General features: G+C 73.2%; 17 protein-coding genes. 11 read left to right on the plus strand and 6 right to left on the minus strand.

The features are described 5' to 3' along the window. Positions 1-31 precede the first annotated feature (31 nt). The 5 genes from JOE48_RS29500 to JOE48_RS29520 all read left to right on the plus strand — a co-directional run bounded on the left by JOE48_RS29500 (position 32) and on the right by JOE48_RS29520 (position 4,904). The gene (locus tag JOE48_RS29500; protein ID WP_210035318.1) at positions 32-898 is read left to right on the plus strand and encodes an alpha/beta hydrolase; all 867 of its coding nucleotides are present in this window, start codon (positions 32-34) and stop codon (positions 896-898) included. 321 nt (positions 899-1,219) lie between these two features. Beyond that, complete coding sequence (locus JOE48_RS29505) at positions 1,220-2,992, plus strand: sensor histidine kinase (protein WP_409518625.1); 1,773 nt, start codon at positions 1,220-1,222, stop codon at positions 2,990-2,992. 361 nt (positions 2,993-3,353) lie between these two features. Next, positions 3,354-3,665, plus strand: a complete 312-nt coding sequence (locus JOE48_RS29510) for a hypothetical protein (RefSeq protein WP_210035325.1) — start codon at positions 3,354-3,356, stop codon at positions 3,663-3,665. Positions 3,666-3,797: 132 nt separating this feature from the next. Beyond that, complete coding sequence (locus JOE48_RS29515; protein ID WP_210035327.1) at positions 3,798-4,463, plus strand: carbonic anhydrase; 666 nt, start codon at positions 3,798-3,800, stop codon at positions 4,461-4,463. 132 nt (positions 4,464-4,595) lie between these two features. Continuing rightward, positions 4,596-4,904 carry a hypothetical protein gene (locus JOE48_RS29520; protein ID WP_210035328.1) on the plus strand — a complete coding sequence of 103 codons (309 nt, stop codon included), beginning with the start codon at positions 4,596-4,598 and terminating at the stop codon, positions 4,902-4,904. A gap of 32 nt (positions 4,905-4,936) precedes the next feature. Here JOE48_RS29520 and JOE48_RS29525 read toward each other — a convergent pair whose 3' ends face one another. The 3 genes from JOE48_RS29525 to JOE48_RS29535 all read right to left on the minus strand — a co-directional run bounded on the left by JOE48_RS29525 (position 4,937) and on the right by JOE48_RS29535 (position 7,224). After that, a complete protein-coding gene (locus tag JOE48_RS29525) occupies positions 4,937-5,173 on the minus strand; it encodes a hypothetical protein (RefSeq protein WP_312893396.1) in 237 nt (78 codons plus the stop codon). Between the two features lie 169 nt (positions 5,174-5,342). Next, a complete protein-coding gene (locus JOE48_RS29530; RefSeq protein WP_210035329.1) occupies positions 5,343-6,002 on the minus strand; it encodes an HTH domain-containing protein in 660 nt (219 codons plus the stop codon). A 124-nt stretch (positions 6,003-6,126) separates the two neighbouring features. After that, a complete protein-coding gene (locus tag JOE48_RS29535) occupies positions 6,127-7,224 on the minus strand; it encodes a replication protein RepA (protein ID WP_210035330.1) in 1,098 nt (365 codons plus the stop codon). A 729-nt stretch (positions 7,225-7,953) separates the two neighbouring features. Here JOE48_RS29535 and JOE48_RS29540 point away from each other — a divergent pair. The 4 genes from JOE48_RS29540 (at position 7,954) to JOE48_RS29555 (ending at position 11,849) form a co-directional block, all read left to right on the plus strand. Then, entirely contained in the window at positions 7,954-8,808 is an 855-nt protein-coding gene (locus tag JOE48_RS29540) for a TrmH family RNA methyltransferase (protein ID WP_210035331.1), read from the plus strand. Positions 8,809-8,999: 191 nt separating this feature from the next. After that, positions 9,000-9,254, plus strand: coding sequence for a hypothetical protein (locus tag JOE48_RS29545; protein WP_210035332.1), 255 nt, complete (start codon positions 9,000-9,002; stop codon positions 9,252-9,254). A gap of 198 nt (positions 9,255-9,452) precedes the next feature. Continuing rightward, on the plus strand, positions 9,453-10,883 hold the full coding sequence (locus tag JOE48_RS29550) for an MFS transporter (RefSeq protein ID WP_312893397.1): 1,431 nt from the start codon (positions 9,453-9,455) through the stop codon (positions 10,881-10,883). A 108-nt stretch (positions 10,884-10,991) separates the two neighbouring features. After that, positions 10,992-11,849 carry an amidohydrolase family protein gene (locus JOE48_RS29555; RefSeq protein ID WP_210035333.1) on the plus strand — a complete coding sequence of 286 codons (858 nt, stop codon included), beginning with the start codon at positions 10,992-10,994 and terminating at the stop codon, positions 11,847-11,849. Between the two features lie 105 nt (positions 11,850-11,954). Here JOE48_RS29555 and JOE48_RS29560 read toward each other — a convergent pair whose 3' ends face one another. Together JOE48_RS29560 and JOE48_RS29565 are read right to left on the minus strand one after the other, a co-directional pair. Continuing rightward, complete coding sequence (locus JOE48_RS29560) at positions 11,955-14,003, minus strand: methyl-accepting chemotaxis protein (RefSeq protein ID WP_210035334.1); 2,049 nt, start codon at positions 14,001-14,003, stop codon at positions 11,955-11,957. A 113-nt stretch (positions 14,004-14,116) separates the two neighbouring features. Beyond that, positions 14,117-14,464 carry a winged helix-turn-helix transcriptional regulator gene (locus JOE48_RS29565; protein WP_210035339.1) on the minus strand — a complete coding sequence of 116 codons (348 nt, stop codon included), beginning with the start codon at positions 14,462-14,464 and terminating at the stop codon, positions 14,117-14,119. Between the two features lie 110 nt (positions 14,465-14,574). Here JOE48_RS29565 and JOE48_RS29570 point away from each other — a divergent pair, with 110 nt between their 5' ends. Next, complete coding sequence (locus JOE48_RS29570; protein WP_210035341.1) at positions 14,575-15,594, plus strand: zinc-binding alcohol dehydrogenase family protein; 1,020 nt, start codon at positions 14,575-14,577, stop codon at positions 15,592-15,594. 11 nt (positions 15,595-15,605) lie between these two features. Further along, positions 15,606-16,022, plus strand: a complete 417-nt coding sequence (locus JOE48_RS29575) for a cupin domain-containing protein (RefSeq protein ID WP_210036126.1) — start codon at positions 15,606-15,608, stop codon at positions 16,020-16,022. 3 nt (positions 16,023-16,025) lie between these two features. On the opposite strand, the gene JOE48_RS29580 is transcribed toward JOE48_RS29575, so the two are convergent. Further along, the gene (locus tag JOE48_RS29580) at positions 16,026-17,195 is read right to left on the minus strand and encodes an MFS transporter (RefSeq protein WP_210035344.1); all 1,170 of its coding nucleotides are present in this window, start codon (positions 17,193-17,195) and stop codon (positions 16,026-16,028) included. Positions 17,196-17,509 lie beyond the last annotated feature (314 nt).

The raw sequence follows: 17,509 nt of genomic DNA on the forward strand, positions 1-17,509 counted from the left end.
GCGGCGGATGGGGCGCTGGAGACAACCCACGATGGTTCTGGATTTCCGCCTGGACGACCCGACCCCCGCGGATCCGCGCCGCCGCTGGGCCGACCTCGACCAGGCGGCGCGGGACGCCTGCTACGACAACACCCGGGCGGTGGCCGACAGTGCGCGGCAGGTGGACGCGCGGGACGGAGCCTCGGCGGCCTACCGGGCCGCCCATCCGGCCGGCCTCGACATCGCCTACGGCGCGGGCGCCCGCAACGCCCTCGACCTCTACCCCGCGCGGGACGGAGCGGCGCCCTGCCTGGTCTTCCTTCACGGCGGCTACTGGCAGCGGGGCGCCCGGGAGCTGTTCGCCTGCTTCGCGGAAGGTCCGAACGCCGCCGGCTGGTCGGTGGCGATGGTCGGCTACACCCTGGCCCCGGAGGCGAGCCTCACCCGGATCGTGGCCGAGACCGGCGCGGCCCTCGACTGGCTCGCCGCGAACGGCGCCGCGCACGGGATCCGCGGTCCCCTGGTCCTGTCAGGCTGGTCGGCGGGCGGACTGCTCACCGCGATGCAGCTCGCCCATCCGGCGGTCGCCGCGGGCCTCGCGATCTCGGGCGTCTACGACCTCGCGCCGATCCGCCAGACCTATCTCGACGCCAAGCTCGGCCTCACGGAGTCCGAGGTCGCGGCGCTCTCGCCCCTGCGCCTGCCGGCAATCGGCAAGCCCCTGTGCATCGCCTACGGCACCCGCGAGCTGCCGGCCCTGGTGCATGACGCCCGCAACCTGCACGCCCTGCGGGCGGCGGCCCACGCTCCCGGCCCCCTGCTGCCGGTGCCCGGCGCCGAGCATTTCTCGGTGCTCGACGCCCTGCGCCGGCCGGACGGGATCCTGGTCCGGGCGGCCCACGCCCTGCTGGGGGCATGACCGGGACGGGTCCGACCGGAGGACAACAGTCATCCAAAAGCGGTTGCGGACCGCACGCGAGACCGATATCGCAGGGTGCATATTTGCAACTCTCGATAGTAATAGTGCACCGCCGGAAGCCGAACCTGCCTTGCTGAGCCTCCCGGCGCGTGCTCAGAACGTGTCCTGAGCAGGCTTGGCGGGCGCGGTCTCCAGGGCCGGGTCCGGGGGGGTCGGATGCAGGCGGGCGCGCAATCGGAATTGCCTGCAGCGGTGCGTGCGGCAGCGGCTCCCCTGAGCCGGACCAGGCTGCGCCGCGGGGCGCCGCCGCGGTTGCGTGTCGTGCTGGCCGTGAGTTTCGGCGCGATCGGCTTCCTGGCGACCCTGGCGCTCGCCGCCCTGGTCAGCCGCGAGGCGAGCCGCCGGCTTGAGGCGGAGGTCGGCGGCCAGCTCGCCGAGATTGCCGGCCAGATGGCGCGGGGTCTCGACCTCGGCATGTTCGAGCGCTGGCGCGACATCCAGATCGCCGCCGCCTCGGACAGCCTGCGCGATCCCGGGGTGGGGCCGGACGCCAAGCGCGCCCTGATGCAGCGGCTCCAGGCGACCTACCCGGCCTACTCGATCATCGGGCTGATCGACGCGGACGGCCGGGTCGCGGTGACCAGCACCGGCGCCCTGGAGGGCGCCGACGTCTCGGGCCGCGACTATTTCCGGGCCGGCCGCGAGCGGCCCTTCGTGGGGGACGTGCATCCCGCCAAGCTCCTGCAGGCGCTGCTGAGCCCGGACGCGGCGAGCGGGAACGCGACCGCCCGGGAACCGCTCCGCCTCCTCGACGTCGCGGCCCCGGTCCGAGCCGCGGACGGGCGCGTCCTCGGGGTGCTGGCCGCCCATCTCGACTGGACCTGGGCGCGCGACATGGCGCGCATCCTCGAAGGCTCGCTGCGGGGCCACCGCCAGGGCGCCGAGATCCTGATCCTCTCCCGTGACGGAACCGTGTTCCTCGGGCCACCCGCCCTGCAGGGCGGGCCCCTGCCCCCGGCCGTACTGACCGGCGGCCAGTCCAGCGACCCGCAGGGCACGAGCCGGGTCGGGCGCTGGCCGGACGGCCCCGCCGCGTATCTCAGCGCGCGGGCAGCCACGGCCGGATACCGCGACTATCCCGGGCTCGGCTGGCAGGTGGTGGTGCGCCAGACGGCCGACCGGGCCCTGGCCTCGGTCGCGGCCCTGCGCCGGAGCATCCTGATTGCGGGGAGCACCGTGGCGCTGGCCTCGGCGCTGCTCGCGTGGCTGCTCGCCGGCCTGATCGCCCGCCCTCTGCGGGACCTGGCCGCCGCCGCGGGCGCGCTGGGCCGCGACCAGAAGCTGCCGCCCCTCCCCCGCTCCCTCGTGCGCGAGGGCGCGATGATCGCCGACGCCCTCGGCGCGGCGGCCGACGAGCTCGCCCGGCGCGCGGAGGCCCACCGGCTGCTGGTCGATGAGCTCAACCACAGAGTGAAAAACACCCTCGCCACCGTGCAGTCGATGGCGGCGCAGAGCCTGAAGAATCTCGGCGGCGGGGCCGCGGCCGGACGCGACGCCTTCGAGGCGCGGCTCCTCGCCCTGTCGCGGGCCCACGATATCCTGACCCGTGAGAGCTGGGCGAGCGCGGACCTGCGCGGCATCGCCGATCAGGCCGTGCGCCCCTTCCTGGACCACGCGCATCCGGGCGCGCCGGCCCCGCGCATCACCCTGGACGGACCCGACCTGCGGCTGCCGCCCGAGGGGGCGCTCGCGCTCACGATGATCCTGCACGAATTGTGCACCAACGCGGTCAAGCACGGCGCCCTCTCGGTTCCGGGCGGGCGGGTAGCGCTGGCCTGGACGCTGGAGCCCGGCCCGGAGGCCCGGATCCTGCGGATGCGCTGGCACGAGCGGGACGGCCCTCCGGTCACGGCCCCGTCGCGGATCGGATTCGGGAGCCGCCTTCTGGAACGGGGTTTCGCGGGCCGGAACACCGCCAGCCTCGCCTACGAGACCTCAGGCCTGATCTATCGGGCGGCCTGCCCCCTGCCCCCTGCCACCCGCACGGAGGCCGGTTCGGCTCCAGCGCGGCGGATCCGGGCCGGCCGGGCCTGAGGACGGTTCCGGCGGACGCCGTCAGGGCGCTCCGCCCGACCGTCGGTCGCCGCAGACGCATCCCGGGCGCGTGGCCGCCGGACTCGTGAGCCCCTCACGCACGTTCCGCGGCGCAATCGTAGCCCGGGAAGGGCTCCCGGTGAGCAGGCCTCCTGCGAGGCGGTCTTAATCCCAGCGGCGCGATGCTGCCGGGACACTGACGTGCGCGCCCGCACCCAGTAAAACTGAAGATATGGATTAACTTTTACGCTGATATACTGTGCCAATTCGCACATAAACTCTGCGCGATCACGCGTATGTTCTGCCTATCGGCCGGGCGCATGGTGTTCCCGACCAGAAAACGAACATGTGAGGAAGCCCGATGACGACGACACGTCACCGTTTCACCCTCGGCCTTGATCTCCTGGCCGGCGCGTGCGCGCTGCCCCTGGCCGCCCAGGCGGGCGAGGGCGGCGGCGGAAGCCGCCAGGCCGCGGGGGGCGGCCATATGAGTTCCTACATCGGCGATCCCCAGCACGATCCGCGCTCGCTGCACGCGCAGCGCCTCGGCACCGGGCAGATCCTCGGCGCTCCAATGGTCCACGAGCGGGCCGGAGCCCCGGTCGTGCGCCGCCGCGTGGTCGATCCGCACTGGGCCTCCGGGTCCGCCGAGCGCCACCGGGGCCGCCGCTGAGATCCGCCGGCCGCCCGGAGGGGGCTCCCGGTCTCCGGCCGGGCGCGACGGCCCCTGCCCATCCGGACCGGCCGGCGGCGCGACCGACCGCTCTCCGGCGTCTCGTTTCGTCCAGCGTCTAGGGATGCCTTCGTGAACAGCCTCATCCGGGGCATCGCGACCTTCCAGGGCAGCGTCGTCCCCGGCCAGCGCCGGATGAACCGGCAGCTCGTGCGGGACGGTCAGCACCCGAGCGCGCTGATCATCGCCTGCGCGGATTCCCGCGTCGCGCCCGGGCACATCACCCAGGCGGGTCCCGGTGCGCTGTTCGTCTGCCGCAACGCCGGCAACATCGTGCCCCGGGCCTCCGACGTGGTCGGCGGCGTCTCCGCGGCGATCGCGTACGCCGTCGTGGCGCTCGGCGTGCGCGACATCGTCGTCTGCGGCCATTCCGATTGCGGCGCCATGAAGGGCCTGATGAACCGGGACCTGCTCAAGCGGATGCCGAGCGTTGCGGCCCGGCTACGCCACGCCGACGCCGCCGAGCGGATCGTCTGCGAGGCCTATCCCGAGCAGGACCGCCACCACGCCCTCGCCCTGGAGAACGTCGTGGTACAGCTGGCCAACCTGCGCACCCATGCGAGCGTCGCGGCCGCCCTCGCCAGGGGCGCCCTGCGCCTGCACGGCTGGTTCTTCGAGATCGAGACCGGCGCACGCCCGGCCTATGACGGCGCGCGCGGCCGCTTCCGGCCGATCGCCGAGGCCGACATGCCCGTGGCCGAGACTTCCTACGTCGGCAGCCGCCCGCGGGCCGCGTGAACGGCGCGGTCTTCAAGACCGGTTAATCCTGAATCTTCGCGCCCCCTTAACGCGGGACCGCCAGACTCGCCCCGTCGATCGGTCCGCCGCGCGGGCCCGGTTGGCGGATCGTTCTCGGCAGGAGCTTCGTCGATGCTCAGGTTCCTCGCGGCCCCGGCCGCCTGCCTGGTCCTGTGCGGCGCCGCCGCCGCGCAGGACATGCCCGGACTTGCGACCTTGAGCCCGCCCGATCTGGCGCAGCCGGCTCCCGCGCCGGGCGGCCCGTCCGAGCCGGCGCACCCGGATGCCGGACGGGCGAGCGTCGCCAGCCTGACGCTGCGCGGCGCCGATCCGGGCCCGGCGCGGATCGCCGACCTGAAGACCTCGCCCGGTCCGGTGAAGCCCTGGTGCGCGCAGGAACGCCGGGTCGGGACCGGAGCGGGCTTCTGCCTGGTCAATTGAGGCGGGCCGGCCCGGCAGGCCGGACGCACGGCTCACGAGGCCGCGTAGACCGAGACCTCGTCGAAGGTCTCGTCCGGCTCCGGCGCGTAGTCCATGGACGCCACGAGCAGAACCAGCACGGCGGCCGCGACCGCCGCCGCGCCGAGCAGCCGCGTGAGGATCTCGGCATGCGCGCGGGCGGCGTGAATCACCGCGCAGCCGAGCACGAAGGCGCAGGCCTGCGCGGCCGGGGTCACCAGGACCGCCGTCACCGCGCGCCCCCGGGGCACCGGTCGATCCTGCCGACGACGTCCATCATACGCGCTCTCCGACGGCCCGCCTGATCCGGCCCGATACCGAAGGGCGGTACGATGCGGGTTTTCCGGGCGCCCTCGTCCCCAATATGGGGGACGCGTCGGCCGGCGCGCCGTCACGCTTTCGTGACCCGTGGGCCGCCGCTCACACCGCCCCCGGCGCCGCCAGCGCGTAGGTCGCCTCGCCGACGCGGCATAGAGGGCCACCGGTGCCCGTCCGCTTCCACAGGCGGGTGTTGAGCGCCGCCACCGGATCCCGGCCCGGCAGGATGAAGCCCTGCTTCAGGAGGACCTCCAGGATCTCGGCGGCATGCAGTGGCCGGCCGGCCTGCGCGATCGCCGCGCAGGCCGCCTGCACCACGGCCCGGCCGTAGCGGCGGGCCCCCGCGGCATCGTCCGTGAAGGCGACCGGCGGCGGGATCGCCCCGGGCGGCCGGCCGGCTTCGGGATGAAACTCCGACGGTGCGTCCGACCGCGCCGTGGACCGTGGCGCGGACGAAACCGCCGGTGGGGCCTCGGGGCCCCGAAGCGAAGGCGTGGCTTGCCCAAAGGGCAGCAGGGCAGCGGGATCGGAACGCCCAACCGCAGCTTGGCCGGGTGCCCGGCCGGGGGCCGGCGCGGGATCGCGCCGGTCGCGCTCCGGCGGGGCGGGCTGGGGCGACGGGTCGGAGATCGTTCCGGCGGCGCTCAGGCGGCGGCCGAGTTCCAGATAGAGCACGAGATCGGCAATCTCCCGGTCGAGCGCCTCACGCTGGCTCCGCAACGCGGCGAGCCGGGCGACGATCGCGGATTCCGATAAACTCACGTGACGTTCCCTGCCAGTGAACGTCACACCTAGCACGTTCCCTCGCAACAGGGAATATAACAGTTCCTATTCCTATCGTTCTGTCGTCGATCCGGAGAGAACATGGCATATTCCGTTGCGGGCTTCATGTTCCCTGTCGCCGGATCCGCGTTCCCTTCCCTGCCGGGCGCGGCGGCACCAGCAGCGTCCCCGGATCGGCCGGATGGAGCGTCAACCCGCCATCGTCGAGCACCAGGGGCAGGCGCGGGAAGACCTCCCGCAGATGGGCGAGATCCGCCTTGAACGCCTGCCGGAAGCTGCGGATCGAGGCGTTCTCGGCGCCGAACTGCGCGTGCAGGTTGGTCCAGGTCAGGCGCAGCGGGCGCTGCAGCGACCGCAGCCGGTAGCCGGTCCAGAACAGCAGGTCGAGCTTGCGCGCCGAGCCCGAGAAGGCCCGGGCCGCCCGCACGTCCACCGGCAGGGCGTGCCGGATCAGGGTCTCGTAGAATTCGGGGTCGAAGCGCACCGTGCGCCCCGCCTCGTCGTCACCCTCCCCGGCCCGGGGGCGCCACAATTCCAGGCTGCGGAATGGCGGGACGTTGAGGGTGGTGGCGCTGTCGCGCCCGTCCCACAGGCCGATCTGCATGGAGCAGGCGGCCAGCCGGTTCAGCTGTTCCTTGAACTGCCGGATGGTGCCGCGCTCGCCCCCGGTGACCGCGAAGCCCATCTCGCGCATGAAGCCCGACAGGGTCTCGGCGACCTTCACGGTGGGGCTGCGCTGGCGCACGGCCTCGGTGCAGAGGTGAAGCAGCACCAGCCGGGCCTTTGGCCCGTAGGGCAACCCCTGCGGCGCGAAGGCGCCGGTCTCCGGATCCTTGATCCGGCCGGCGATCAGGCTAAGCGAGTTGCGCCCGTAGGTGCGGTTGAATTCGCGCACCGGCCCGGGATCGCGGTAGGGCAGGCCGCACAGGGCCAGCACCGAGTGGATGTGCTGCAGGCTCGACGGCAGCGCCGGCTCGCTCTCGATCACGAGGCGCACCGCGTCGCGGCGGCGCTGGTCGCGCGAGAGCCCGGCGCGGCGGCTCTCCTCCTCGCCGTGGAGCGCGGCCTGGGCGTCGCGCTCGCGCTGGCGATGCAGCACATGCTCGACGATCTGCGCGAACAGGAAGCCGCCCCGCGCCGCCTCGATCTCCGCCCGCAGGTCCGGATCGTGGATCCCGGCGATCTTCTCCTCGATGCCCATCGCCCCTCGGCCCGCGTCAGTCGAAGCCGCCCTCCGGCGAACGGGAGGGCGGCCCGATCCTGCCATGACACGATTCGGCCTCCGGGATCCCGGCCCGGTCGGGCTTGTCCCGGCAATCCACGCTTCCCCGGGCGGGGTGTGCGACCGGCAAGCGATCGCATCTGCGCAGAGTTGCATACGGGCAGGCGCGGCCGGTTCGGCCCACGCAGAGTCCGATACGCCGGGATCCGCCCGTTCCGTCCCCGTTATTCACCGCGCCAAGCCCGAATCCGCGCCGAATCCGATACGCAACCGCGCAGACTCCGATACGCCGACCCGCCGGCCCCGCGCAGATTCCGATACGCCGCTACGCAGAGCTCGATGCGCCTCCGCGCAGAGTGGGATACGGAAATCCGAGCCAAGCCACTGAAAGAGAGAGGCTATTTGCCACCCCATATAGCTTGCTGAACTGACTCTCTGAAAAGGTCTTCTAGATATTTTTCCTAGTGCCGCCGAGCCATGTTCGTTCTGACGAACGAACGCCGGAGGTGCCGGCATGCACACGGTTTGAAGGGAATATTCCGGTTTTTTCCACAAGCCGGGCCACTCGCCGGGGAAAGTTCCGGGCCTGATCGGGCCGGTCCCCGCGGATCCGGCTTGACGCGGACCATGCCGCCCGGTTTGTCGGGATGTCCCGAGAGGCCCGCCAGAGAACGCCGTGCCGATGCCCTGCTTCCCGATCGCGCTTCGATGACCGACCGCCGCAATGACGGACGCCCGCCGCATGGCCGGCCGCCCGGCCCGCACCGGCCGGGACACCGGCCCTTTCCGGCAGGTTCCCGGCGGGAGGCCGGTGGCCGAGCCGCAAGCCAAGCCAGAAGCCAAGCCGGCGCCGACGGATCCACCGTGCTCTACGGCTGGCACCCGGTAGTGCAGGCCCTGGGCAACGCGGCGCGCGGGCTGCACCGGCTGTTGGCCACGGAGAACGCGGCGGCGCGGCTCGAGGCGGAGTTCGGTGGCGCCCTGCGGATCGTCCCCGAACTGGTGCGGCCGAGCGAGATCGGCCGGCTGCTCGGGCCCGACGCGGTCCACCAGGGCCTGTATCTCGAGGCGGAGGCCCTGCCCGCCCCCGGTCTCGACGACCTGCCCGCCGACGCCTTGCTGCTGGCGCTCGACCAGATCACCGACCCGCACAATGTCGGGGCGATCGTGCGCACCGCCGCGGCCTTCGGGGTGGCGGGGATCGTCACCACGGCACGGCACGCACCGGGCGCCACCGGGGTCCTGGCGAAATCCGCCTCCGGCGGCCTTGAGCACGTGCCGTTCGTGACCGTCCGGAACCTCGCCGAGGCGCTGATCGCCTTGGGCGAGCGCGGCTTCACGCGGGTCGGTCTCGACTCCGATGCGCCCGAGAGCCTCGACGCGCTGACGGTCGCCCGGCCGCTGGTGATCGTGCTGGGTGCCGAGGGCAAGGGCCTGCGCGAGCGCACCCGGAACTGCTGCGATGTCCTGGCCCGGATCCCGTTCTCGGGGGCGATCCGCAGCCTCAACGTCTCGAACGCGGCCGCCATCACCCTCTACGCCCTGGGCCGGATTCCGGCTTGAGGCGGCGTCCGGGGCACGATCCTGCGTCAATGCCCGCCTGGGTCAGCGCCCGGGTCGGTGCTCTGCAGGCCGCCCGGAGACATCCGGAAACACGGCAGCGGCAGCGGCGGTCGTCGTTCGACCTAGTCAATATCCGCAACCTGCCGTAGAGTGACTGGCGAGGGGGGCGTAGCCTTGAGGGCGTGCGCCGGATGCTGGACGATACATTGACCTACGGGGGCTGGGCTTTCAGCCTGTTCGCCCTCCTGGTGTGGGTGTGGCTCGCCCGGCGGGCCTTCCCGAGCTTCGACGCCTTCGTGAAGGGGTTCGACGACGAGCTGCATCTGGGTGCCAGCCCGGAGGAGCGCGCCCGCAGCGCGCGCTGGTATCAGGTCCGGCAAGCCGCCGTGGCCCTGACCGCCGTCGCCGCCCTGTGCCTGTCGATCGGCTTCGCGATCCCCGACTGATCGGACCGCTCCGGGACCCGCGCGGTCAGCCGCCCGGATGGAACGGCGCGGCGATCGCGCCCGATTGTGGCCCGGATCCGGGCCCGCCCGGCGGTTCCTCCGCCCAGCCCCTATCCCTGTTCCGGCGGCCGGGGGTGATGTACCGGGTCCCCACGAGCGCCCCAGGACGGTCCGGGGCGCGGAGGACGAGAGCCCGCCGTGCCACCCACCGTCGAAATCCCGGCCGCCCTTCCTCCGGGAGCCGCACGGCCGCGCGGCCCCGATATCGCGGCCCGTCTGGAGCGGCTGCCCATGTCGGGCTACCAGCGCAGGATCTTCGCGATCATCGCCTCTGCGTGGCTCGTCGACCAGATCGACGTGGCACTCCTGACCTTCCTGCTCGGCTCGATCGTGGTGGCGTTCGGCCTGACCCCCACGGAGGCCGGCCAGCTCGCCGCCATGACCTTCGCGGGCCAGCTCGTGGGCAACATCCTGGCCGGCACCGCCTCCGACCGGTTCGGCCGCAAGGCGGTGTTCCAGGTGACCATGGTGGTCTGGGGGCTGGCGAGCCTCGCGGCGGCGGCGGCCTGGAGCCTGCCCGTGCTGATGGCCTGCCGGTTCCTGATCGGGGTCGGGGTCGGCGGCGAGGCGCCAGTGGCCCAGGCCATGGTCTCGGAGATCGTCCCGGCCTCCGTGCGCGGCAAGTACATCGCGATCATGGAGGGGTTCTGGGCGGTGGGCTACGTCCTGTCGGGGGCGATCAGCTTCTTCGTGCTGCCCTATCTCGGCTGGCGCTGGGCCTTCGTGGTGGTGGGGCTGCTGTCGCTGGTGGTGCTGGCGGTCCGCCGATCCATGCCGGAATCGCCGCGCTGGCTCGCCGAGGCCGGACGCGGAGCGGAGGCGGAAGCCGTGATGGCCACGATGGAGCGGGCCGTGGAACGCGCCACCGGCCGGCCCCTGCCCCCGGTCGCCCCGGGCCTGGCCGCGGCTGCTGCCCCCTCCGGCCCGCGGCGCGGCGCCGTCGCGACCCTGTTCGCACCCGAATACCGGCTGCGCACCGTGATGGCGTTCGGCCTGTGGTTCTTCGCGCTGATCGGCTTCTTCGGGCTCAATTCCTGGATCGCCGTGCTGCTCAAGGAGCGCGGCTTCTCGATCGTCGGCTCGGTGGGCTTCGTCACCCTGATCACGCTCGGCGGCATTCCGGGCTTCGCGGCGGCGGCTCTGCTGCTCGAGCGGGTCGGCCGCAAGCCCGCCACCGCCCTCTTCCTGGTCTGCGCGGCGGCTTCGGCCTACCTCTACGGCAATGCCGGCGGGGACGCGGTGCTGACCGTTGCGGGGGTCGCGGTGACGTGGCTGTTGGTCGCCGGCTTCGTCATGCAGTTCTTCATGTTCGGCATGTGGAGTTGCCTCTACGCCTACACGCCGGAACTGTACCCGACCCGGGCCAGGGCCACGGGGGCCGGCTTCGCCTCGGCCTTCGGGCGGATCGGCGCGATCCTGGGGCCGATGATCGTGCCGGTGCTGGTGCGCGATCACGGCCCGGCCGTGGCCTTCCAGGTCGGCGCGGGCGGCTTCCTGATCGCCGCCCTGCTGGTGCTGACCCTCGGCGTCGAGACCCGCGGCAAGGTGCTGGAGGCCGTCTCGCACTGAGGCGATCTGGAACCTGAACGGTCAGGGCTCCGCCCTGACGACCCGCCAAAGGGCTCGGCCCTTTGGAAATCCGAGCTATCCGCCGATCACACTGGGGAGTCACAAGAAATGCCCGTCGTGGACATGCGCAGCCGGCCGACCTTTCTGCACCGGTTCTTCGGCGCCGAGCCCGACACGCCGGAATTCGGCATCGCGCGCTGGCTGAATGCCCGGGTCGGCAGCCGGGAGGTGGAGCACTTCACCCGCGGCGCGACGATCGAGGGCTTCCGCGCCGAGATGGACGGGGCCGGCATCGACGTCGCAATCATGGTCGCCCGCTCGGTGCCGGGCGTGCGGGTCACGAACGACGCGCTGGCGGAGGCCGCCCGGCACGACCCGAAGCGGCTGATCGGCATCGCCTCGGTGGATCCGGTGAAGCTCGGCCGCAAGGCCGCGGTCGCGGAGGCGAAGCGCGCCGTGACCGAGCTCGGCTTCAAGGGCATCAACCTCGATGCCGGCTTCTACCGCGAGGCCATGACGGCCGACGACGAGCGCCTGATGCCGCTCTACGACCTGTGCCAGGATCTCAAGGTCCCGGCCTTCGTGATGTCGGGGCCGACGACGCCGGACCTGCGCCTCAACGACCCGCTCGCGGTCGACCGGGTCGCCCGGACCTTCCCGAAGCTGCCGATCGTGTGCTGCCACGGGTTCTACCCGCGCGTCGCCGACATGGTGACGGTGGCGCTCCGCAACGAGAACGTCTTCGTCTCGCCGGACATGTACACGTTCGCGCCGGGCGGCGGCCTCTACGTCGAGGCGGCGAACAGGTTCATGAGGGATCAGTTCCTGTTCGGCTCCTCGTTCCCGTTCCGCCCGATGGGCCAGGGCGTCGCGGATTTCCGCGGCCTCGGCCTGTCGGAGGAGGCCCTGGACGCCGCCCTCTGGCGCAACGCCGACCGGCTCCTCGGGCTCGGCCTGGGGGCGTAGGGACAGTCGGGTCTCGAAAGGTCGAGACCTTTCGCGGGCACGGCCCGAATGTCGGGGCGCTGCCCCGACGCCCCGCCAAAGGGCTGAGCCCTTTGGGATCCCGCTTCAGGCTGCGCGGACCTGGGCCAGGAAGTCCTCCACCGCGCCGCGCAGGTCGCCCGCCTGCCGGGAGAGGTCGCCGGCCGCCTGGAGCACCTGGGCCGAGCCCTGGCTCGCCGTGCCGGCCGCCGCGCCGACGCCCGCCATATGCTTCGAGACCCCGCTGGTGTCCTGCGAGGTCTGCGCGGTGGTCCGGGCGATCTCCGCGGTCGCGCCGCCCTGCTGCTCGACCATGGCGGCGATCTCGGCGCCGATCCGCGCCAGGGTGCGGATCACCTTGGTGATGCCGCCGATGGACCGGACCGAGGCCTCCGTCGATCCGGTGATCTCCGCGACCTTGGCGGCGATCTCCGCGGTGGCCCGGGCCGTCTGCTCGGCGAGGTGCTTCACCTCGGCGGCCACCACCGCGAAGCCGCGGCCGGCCTCGCCCGCGCGCGCCGCCTCGATGGTGGCGTTGAGCGCCAGAAGGTTCGTCTGGCCGGCGATCTGCGAGATCATCGCGACGATCTCCCCGATGCTGCCGGCGGCCCGGGCGAGGCGGTGCACCTCCCCGGCCATCCCGTCCGCATCCCGGGTCGCCGCGGCCGCGAGGTCGGCCGAGGCCCCGACCTGCACGCCGATCTCCCGTACCGAGGCGGTGAGCTCCTCGGTGGCCGCCGCCACCGTGTCGGCCGAACGTGCGGCAGAATCCGCGGATTCCGCGACCGTGCGGCTGAGATCGGTCGTGTCCTGCGCGGCCCGGGCCATGCCGTGCGCGGCGGCCTCCAGCCGTCCGGACGCCGCCGAGACCGCCGCCACGATGCCGCCGATCTGGCGCTCGAAGCTGTCGGCGAGGCCGCGGGCGGCCGCCCGCTGGGCGGCGCGGGTCTCGGCGGCCAGCCGCTCCTGCGCGGCCCGGGCCGCCCGGCGCTCGGCGACGCTGTCGCGGAAGGCGAGCGCGGCGGCGGCGATCGCCCGGACCTCGCGCGGGCCGCCGGACGGGATTGCCAGATCCTCGGTCCCCGCGTCGCGGCCGATCGCGGTCAGCACCCGCGCCATCCGGGCCAGCGGCCGGGCGATCGCGGTGCCGAGCCAGGCCGCGAGGCCGGCCGAGAGCGCGAACAGGACGAGCCCTCCGGCGATCCAGAGGGTCAGCATCCGGTCGGCCTGCGCGCGCACCGCGCCGGCGGCCGCCACGAGGTCGGCGGTCAGCCGGTCCTCCACGCCCTTCAGGGCGTCGATCCGCTGCGTGGCGAGGCGGAACCAGGCGGGCGCGTCGCGGAAGGCGAGCGACGTCCCCGGCATCGTTGCCTGCGCGCCCTCGCGCAGGCGCGCCACCGCCCGGGCCGGCTCGGTCGCCTCGGCGGCGTCGAGCAGGACCGCCTGTCCGGCCTCGGCCCCGGCCCGGAACAGGGCGGCATGGGTCGCCTGCTCGGCCGAGAGCGCGACGAGCCGGCGCGCGGCCGCGAGGTCCAGGCTGCCGGACGCGAAGGCGGCCGAGACGGCGGCCCGCTCCTGGCCCGCGGCCTCCTTCAGCGCCAGGAAGGCCGCGTAGGCGTTCGCCCGGGCGGCGAGGCCGGCCTCGTCGATCACGCCGCCCATCGCCCGCACCAGCCCGAGCCCCTCGCCGATCAGACCGGTGTAGAAGGCGGCCGCCTGCGGCGCGCTCGGGCCGAGGGCATCGACGCCCCGGCGCTGCGCCGCGAGCCCGGTCAGCGCCGTGGCGAACCCCCTGCCCCGGGCCGCGAAGTGCGGACCGAAGCCGGTCGCGCCCGCCATGGCCTCGGGCAGGCCGGCCAGCGCCGCGTCGGTGCGCCCGCGCTGGGCCGCCAGCTCCGGCCCGAACTGCGCGCCCTTCGCGCCCAGGAACAGGCTGGAGGCGCCGCGCTCGCGCTGGGCCTCGTGCACGAAGGCGCTGATCCGCGAGGCGAGGCCGACCAGGCTCTCGACCCGGTCCATCTCGGCCCGCCGCGCCCACTGGTCGGACACCGCGAGGCCCGCCGCCCCCGCGAAGGCAAGGCACGGGGCGAGCGCCACCGCCAGGATGCGGGCGCGGAGCGAGGCGAGGATCGGCATCGGTGGATCTGGAAGTGTCCGGAAGAAGACGGTTCACCATCCGGCCAAGTCTTAAAGAACACGTTATAGGTCTGCCAAGGCCGCCGGTCCCGCCTGCCCAATCAAGCGGCGTCCTAGGCGGTCGCTGCCTGATCGGCGTGCAGGTCTCCCCAGGTCTTCAGGGCGCGGATGACCGGTTCCAGGGAGCGCCCGCGCGTGGTCAGGCTGTATTCGACCTTGGGCGGGACTTGAGCGTAGACCGTCCGGGTGATCAGGCCGTCCGCCTCCATTTCGCGCAGCTGGTTCGTGAGCATGCGCTGGGTCACGCTGGTCAGCCGCCGGCGGATCTCGCTGAACCGCAGGGTCCCTTCCAGCAGGTGATAGAGGATCACGCCCTTCCACTTGCCGTCGATGAACCGGAGGGTCGCCTCGACGGCGCAGCCGGGGCTGCAGGCGCCGGCGTGATGGCGGGTGCGCGGCATGGCGATGTCTCCGACGGTATCATTCTCGTCACTATGGGCGTTTTATGTGCGTACTTGCGGTCCGTGAAGGCGGGCGGCATCTCCTGCGGCGACAGCCCGAGGAGACCACGATGCGCGCCGTCGGCTACCGCAAGTCCCTGCCGATCACCGATCCCGAAGCCCTGGTCGATTGCGACCTGCCGCAGCCCGAGCCCGGCCCGCACGACCTGCTGGTGAAGGTCGAGGCGGTCTCGGTGAACCCGGTCGACACCAAGGTCCGGCGCCGGGCCGAGCCGGAGGAAGGCGGCGTCAGGGTGCTGGGCTGGGACGCGGCCGGCACCGTCGTGGCCGCGGGCGCGGAGGTCCAAAACTTCGCACTGGGCGACGCGGTGTTCTATGCGGGCGACCTCACCCGGCCGGGGACGAACGCGGAATTCCATTGCGTCGATGCCCGCATCGTCGGGCACAAGCCCCAAACCCTCGACTGGGCGCAGGCCGCCGCCCTGCCGCTCACCGCGATCACCGCCTGGGAGACCCTGGTCGACCGGCTCGACGCGGGAAAGCCCGTGCCCGGGGCCGCCCCGGCGATCCTGATCGTCGGCGGCGCGGGGGGCGTCGGCTCGGTGGCGATCCAGCTCGCCCGGAATCTCACCGGCCTCACCGTGATCGCCACCGCGTCGCGGCCCGAGACGGCGCAATGGTGCCGGGACCTCGGCGCGCATCACGTGGTCGACCATTCCAGGCCCCTGGCGGCCGCGGTCGCGGCCCTGGGGCTCGGCGCGCCGGGTCTGGTCTTCTCCACGACCAACACCGACGCGCACCTCGCCGCGATCGCCGAGCTCATCGCCCCGCAGGGCCGCCTCGCCCTGATCGACGATCCGGAGCGCCTCGATGTCGGGCTCCTCAAGCGCAAGAGCCTGTCGCTGCACTGGGAGTTCATGTTCACCCGGTCGATGTTCGCCACCGCCGACATCGCCGCCCAGGGCGCGCTGCTCGACGAGGTCGCCCGCCTCGTTGACGCGGGCCGCCTGCGCACCACTCTGGGAGAGCATTACGGCCGGATCGACGCCGCGAACCTGCGGCGCGCCCATGCGCTGATCGAGAGCGGGCGCGCCAAGGGCAAGATCGTGCTCGCAGGCTTTTCGGCGTGACGGGGGACAGGATGGCGGAAACCGGCATCTTCGACGTGGCGGCGCTGGCGGCGGCGCTGCCCGACAGCGCCAGCACGCTCCTGGTCGACACCTATCTGACCGACCGGGCGGCGGCGAGCGCCCGGGTGTTCCGGGTCTACCGCCCGACCCCGCCGCATTACCACGCCACCTGCGACGAGTACCTGTACTGCCTGTCGGGCCGGGGCACCTTCTGGATGGGCGACCCCGCCTCCGTGGCCGCGTTCGGGCCCGGCCAGCTGCTGTTCTTCGCCAAGGGCACGGTCCACGCCATGCCGGAGATCGAGCCCGGCACGCCGGTGACCTTCCTGTCGCTCGACACGCCCCGGCGGCCACCCAGCGACATCGTCTTCGTCAACCCGGAGGACGGCAGCCCCGCGACTTTCATGGCGCGCAACGCCGATGCGTGAGCCTCACGCCCGCAGGGACCGCCCGGCCGCCGCCACGCCGAGGAGAAGCGCCGCCACGATCAGCAGCGCCGCGGGCAGGCCGAGCGCCTGCGCGGCGAAGCCGATCAGCGCCGGGCCCGCCAGCACCCCGGCATAGCCCAGCGTCGTCACCGCCGGCACCGCCACGCTCGCGGGCATCGCGGTCTGGCGGCCGGCGGCCGTGAACAGGACCGGGACGATATTGGCGCAGCCCGCCCCGACCAGGGCGTAGCCGCCCAGCGCCGCCTCCCAGGCCGGAACCAGAACCGAGAGCGCGAGACCCGCGGCCGCCAGCAGGCCGCCGAGGACCACCACGCGCCGCCTTCCGAGCCGGGCCACCACCCGGTCGCCGCCGAGCCGCCCGGCCGTCATGGTCACCGAGAAGGCCGCGTAGCCCAGCGCCGCCCAGGCCGGATCGAGACCGCGCTGCTGGATCAGGAACAGGGCGCTCCAGTCGAGGGCCGAGCCCTCGGTGAGGAACACCACGAAGCAGAGCAGGCCCAGCACCAGCACCGGGCCGCGGGGCAGCGCGAAGGCGGGCCCGCTCCCCCCTGTCCGGTTGGCCCGCAGAATGCCGGGCCAGGCGGCCGCGAACAGGGCCGCGATGCCGGCGACCAGGATCAGAACGCTCCAGCCCGCGCCGAGGCCGGTGGCCAGCAGGACGCTGGCCAGCAGCGCCCCCAGGATGCAGCCGAGGCTGTAGAGGCCGTGGAAGCCCGACATCATCGGGCGCCCGCCCGCGCGCTCCACCGCGACGGCCTGCAGGTTCATGACGCAGTCGATCGCCCCCATCCCGGCCCCGAACAGCAGAAGCGCTCCGGTGAGCGGCACGAGTCCCGCGCCCACGGCCAGCACCGGCAGCGCGAGGCCGAGCGCCAGCGTGCCGGCGAGCAGGACCGGCCGGAAGCCGAGGCGCGCGGCCGCCATCCCGGCGCTCGGCATCGCCAGGATCGAACCGATGCCGAAGGTGAGGAGCAGCAGGCCGAGCCCGGCCGCGTCGAGACCGGCGCGGTCCTTCACCAGCGGCACCAGGGGCGCCCAGGTGGCGTTGGCGATCCCGACGATCAGGAACAGCAGCCGCGTCGACAGCCTCTGCTGGGCCCGGTCGTCGGCCCTGGGGATGGCAACCGGATCGGTCAGGTCGCGTGCTGGCATCGGCACCTGTCTGGATGGGGATCTGAGCGTGGGATCTGGCGGCGTGGATCTCGGTTCCCGCGGTGCATCACCGGAGATGGGCCAAGGTTTGGCGAACATAGGGCCGCCGACGCTGAGGGCGGCCGTCGGCTGCACCGCATCGGCGCGAGCGCAGCGACCCGGGGACGCAGAGCGCCGTCGAACGCGGCGCTGCCCTGGATTGCTTCGCTGCGCTCGCAAGGACAGTTGCGCGCTCGCGGAGCGGTTGCCGCCGTACGCGTTTCGTTCTAGCAAGGGCGGCGCATGTCGGGCCTGCGTCCCGCCGGCCGCATCTT

The organism is Methylobacterium sp. PvR107 (genome assembly GCF_017833295.1).
Classification (GTDB): domain Bacteria; phylum Pseudomonadota; class Alphaproteobacteria; order Rhizobiales; family Beijerinckiaceae; genus Methylobacterium.